This window comes from Schumannella sp. 10F1B-5-1, assembly GCF_006517535.1.
Classification (GTDB): Bacteria; Actinomycetota; Actinomycetes; order Actinomycetales; family Microbacteriaceae; genus Schumannella.
In genome coordinates, this window is the sequence record NZ_VHQH01000103.1 from 1 (window position 1) to 212 (window position 212).

The window sequence follows — 212 nt, forward strand, 5'->3', positions numbered from 1 at the left end:
GAGCTTCGGCTCGGTGCCCGAGGGGCGCACGATCACCCGCGATCCGCCCTCGAGCTGGTACCGCAGGATGTCGCTCGGCGGGAACTGCCCGAACCCGCCCGCGAAGTCGTCGATCCGCTCGACCCGGATGCCGCCGATCGCCCGCGGCGGGTCGTGGCGCAGGCGCGCCATCAGCTCGGGGATGCGGGCGAGGTCCGCCACCCGCACCGAGA

Annotated in this window: 1 pseudogene; it reads right to left on the reverse strand. The window is 74.5% G+C overall.

The features are described from left to right. Positions 1 to 212 (reverse strand): annotated as a pseudogene (locus tag FJ658_RS15125) (phospho-sugar mutase); the annotation flags it as partial.